The 316-nt window shown below is 59.8% G+C and carries 1 pseudogene; it reads right to left on the reverse strand.

From position 1 onward, the window contains the following. Positions 1–316: pseudogene (locus tag OC446_RS30725) on the reverse strand (glycoside hydrolase family 1 protein); the annotation flags it as partial.

Raw genomic sequence — 316 nt, forward strand, 5'->3', positions numbered from 1 at the left:
GAGAAGGTGGCGCAGATGAACATCTCGTTGACGGGGGTGTAGAGCTGGACCCACGGAAACCGGCTCGCAAAGGCCCGGGCGTAGTCCGCGAAAAGCTCCGGAAAATCGGGGTTCTGGAAGTTGCCGATCCAGTCGGGCACGCCGAAATGGCACAAATCCACAATCGGGACAGTGTCGCGTTGCTTCAGATGGCCGAAGGTGAGGTCGGAGAACTCCCAGTCGTAGCGGTCAGGTCCGAGCCAGGTTTTGTGGATGGGGGGGCCATAGCGCAGGAACTGAATGTCGAGATCCTGGAGCAGCTCGAAGTCCGTCTTCC

Origin of the sequence: Microvirga sp. Mcv34 (genome assembly GCF_024519725.1) — a bacterium.
Taxonomy (GTDB): Bacteria; Pseudomonadota; Alphaproteobacteria; order Rhizobiales; family Beijerinckiaceae; genus Microvirga.